Source organism: Prosthecobacter sp. (assembly GCF_044373815.1).
In the GTDB taxonomy this organism is placed as follows: domain Bacteria; phylum Verrucomicrobiota; class Verrucomicrobiia; order Verrucomicrobiales; family Verrucomicrobiaceae; genus Prosthecobacter.
Genome location: NZ_JBIPNG010000637.1, coordinates 1 through 3,090 on the forward strand (window position 1 = coordinate 1; position 3,090 = coordinate 3,090).

Sequence of the window (3,090 nt, forward strand, 5' to 3'; positions counted from 1 at the left end):
CAAAGCACGTTCAATCCAGAGGGCCTGAATGTGCATGCTGACCACGATGCAGGCGGGGGATGGCATGGCGGCGGCAAAATCCGCCAGCAGAGTCAGGCCAGAGCAGTCGGCCATCTCCAGATCAATCAGAACGACATCAAAGTTATGCCTTGATGACTGTTCGCGTGCTTTTTCCGCACTTGTAACCACCACAATTTCAAAATCTTTAAACATCAGCCGAAGATACTGACCCAGCGTCTCTGCAAACATGGCGTGGTCATCAACAAGCATGATTTTTTTAGTAGCGGGAGTCATTGTATTTGAGGGAGTTGATGCTGATGAGCACCGTGATTTGGGAACTAAAGCAACCAGTCTGATTGCTATGGTGGGTATATTTATATGGAATATCTTATAATGCCGCTAAATTAAGTTTTATTTATTTAGCCGAGCCCAAGACTCATTCTAAGCCAACGTTTAAACAGAAACCCCGTCTGGATGAGGGATGGTTCAATGGGAGTTTAGAATCCTTCGCGAAAAGTCGAAATGCTCGACTCGCTAGAAATTCACCACCTTCATAAATATTTATAGGGGAGCCTGACGTGATTCTTTGGCTCCCAGTTTATTAAGCCTCCGTTTAGGCGATTACAAGAGTGGGCTTTAATGACCAAGAAACATGGAAGTCATAGTATGTGATTGCTTTTCGAATGGTCTGATGCAGGCCGACAACCGTGAACAACGCATCCATGCGAACCTGCTTCAGTCCCCGCACATTCCTGCCTTCCCTTGCTTATCCCATGCCGCCCTGCGTCACGATTTTTTCACCCATGGCAGGCAGGAAACTTTCAAGCATTCCAACTGAACATGAGACCAACCAACCCGAGAGCCATCCAGCCACTTTCACCTGAATCTGCCCCCATGGAGTCAGCCGTGGGAATGATGGCAGATGAAGAGTCTTTACCCTCATGAACATGCCTAACTGTGTACTTTTTCATCCGAGCGAGTTCACGCGTTCGAGCTGGAAGTTATTGCTGAAGAAGATTTTGCCTGAGTGCAAAACGACTGAAGCCTCCAATGTGGAAGAAGTCAGGCAGGCAACACAACTCGGCCTGGTGAGCCTGCTGATGATGGAATTCCATCCTCGTGACATGGAGCATGGGCTGGAGGCATTGAAATCCGTGATCGCGCTGACGGGAGGCAAACACCTGATGCTTATTTGCGGCCCGCCTGCGCCGGTGACCACAAGAACGGCAATGCAGGCGGGCGCCAACGTGTGCCTTGGATGCAATGAGTCCGTGGAAGAATTGAAGCGTGCGCTGCAAGCCGCGCTGGAAGGCGTGCCTTACATGTCGAGTGAGCTGGCCTCTGTACTGGCGAGATCCATCACTCCGGCCGGCGGTTTCCATGAGGAGGATGAGGCCTCGCAGTATGCCCTGTCAATTAGAGAGGAAGAAGTTCTCGACCTGCTGGTTTCAGGATTGCGTCCCAGCCAGGTGGCCAGCCGTCTTGGTCTAAGCATGAAAACGATCTCAAGCCACAAACGCAATGCTCTGGGCAAACTGGGGGTGTCGAACATTCTGGAAGCTGTGCGGATCTGGATCTGAAAGAGCAGAGTGCAACTGCATGTTGGTCCAGCAGGATCTTCTTAATGGAGTTGCGAGGCCCGGCTTCGGCATCATTTGAATTTTGCGCAGCAGGCTGGCACGACCGCACTTCGATGACGTGCCTGGCAGGGCAGTACTGCGGCCCGCCCTTTGGGCGAAGGTCAGGAAAGCGCTGATTTTACGGTGAAGCGGCTGGAACTCTGTGGAGAAGTGTTTCACAGCCATTTCATTAGCAGTGCTTCATTCGGCACCGGCGGACACAGCGGCTGTGCCGCGATTTCTTTCTCTCCGTCCAAGATCCTCATGCGGCCTGTGTGAGTTAATGAAACACCGCCCGCTATGTGAAGGTGACGCGCTGCGGGGCTGCGGAGAGCGGTGTTCCAGCGAGATGGGCAAAATCAGCTTATTTATCGATGATTCAAAAAAACATCATCAGTTGCACAAGCGGCTAAAGTTTTGGCTTTTTCTCGTAAAGTTTAAAGCCGCCCCGCCACTACTTTTTCTGCAATTGAGCTTAGATCGAGGTTGGAATTGCATCTTTTGAGTGGCGTCCAACCGAGGCAAAAACGGACGATGGTTCGAAATGAAACCGCTGCGCGTGCAATGGCGTGTTTCAATGGGCAAAATGGTGATTTTTAACACTTCCAGAAAGCGTGCCAAACTGGGTCTAAGACTGTCAACCCCACAGGAATCGACCTATAAGGCTACACTTACCATTCGTGATTTGTTTCTTTCTTCTCCTTGCCGATTGTATGGCCGTTATGAAAATAATCTCTGCTCTACTCATACTCTCGTTCTCAACGGCTCTCACCTGCAGGGCTGATGTCATCTCACAAACCGTGGATTTTGGCACCGTCACTGGCGGGACCCAATTCTATTTCAACCAGTTCAACACGGCTCTGGGTACGCTGACAGGCGTCACGCTGGACTGGACGGTGAACTCCAGCATCTCATCGGCTGAGATCACCAACATGAACACTGGAACTGTCACCGTGAGCCGAATCAGCTTCACCAACACCGTGGACGGTTTTGTGCCTTCGATCGGCACCTCTGGTGACTTGATCGCTGAAGTGGCAAAATCCAAATCAGTGATACCTGCCGGTGGCACCGTGACTTTGACGAGCGGCCAGTCCTACACCGTCAACAACATCACCTTCAGCGGCTTCACCCAATCAGACAGCTATACTTCGGCAGACGCGAACTTCTCTTCGTTTCAAGGAACCGGAACAGTGCCACTGTATCTGGCCAACACCTTCGGCGCCACGCCGACGGCATCGGGCTCTGGCAGCACCACCTCATGGCTGACCAGCATCACGGGCAGCACCACGGGCAATCTGGAAGTCACTTATACTTACACTGCGGCCCCGATCGCTCCGGTGCCTGAGCCTCCTTCCCTCCTGCTGGGATTTGGCGGGATCCTGGGTATGGCGGGGTTTGCCTTCAAGCGCCGCGCGAAAAACACGGCTGCTTCTGTGGCCTGATCCATCATCAACCTTTTACCTTCCGATCT

At 52.0% G+C, this 3,090-nt stretch carries 3 protein-coding genes; 2 read left to right on the forward strand and 1 reads right to left on the reverse strand.

Features of this window, described 5'->3' with window-relative positions; translation table 11 throughout:
* The coding region (locus tag ACIREA_RS29505) for a response regulator (protein WP_397385901.1) at positions 1-294 on the reverse strand (294 nt) is incomplete at its 3' end.
* Between the two features lie 647 nt (positions 295-941).
* Here ACIREA_RS29505 and ACIREA_RS29510 point away from each other — a divergent pair.
* Both ACIREA_RS29510 and ACIREA_RS29515 read left to right on the forward strand, forming a co-directional pair.
* Positions 942-1,580 (forward strand): response regulator transcription factor, encoded by a 639-nt coding sequence (locus tag ACIREA_RS29510; protein WP_397385902.1) that lies wholly within the window; start codon positions 942-944, stop codon positions 1,578-1,580.
* Between the two features lie 839 nt (positions 1,581-2,419).
* Entirely contained in the window at positions 2,420-3,061 is a 642-nt protein-coding gene (locus ACIREA_RS29515; RefSeq protein WP_397385903.1) for a choice-of-anchor E domain-containing protein, read from the forward strand.
* Positions 3,062-3,090 lie beyond the last annotated feature (29 nt).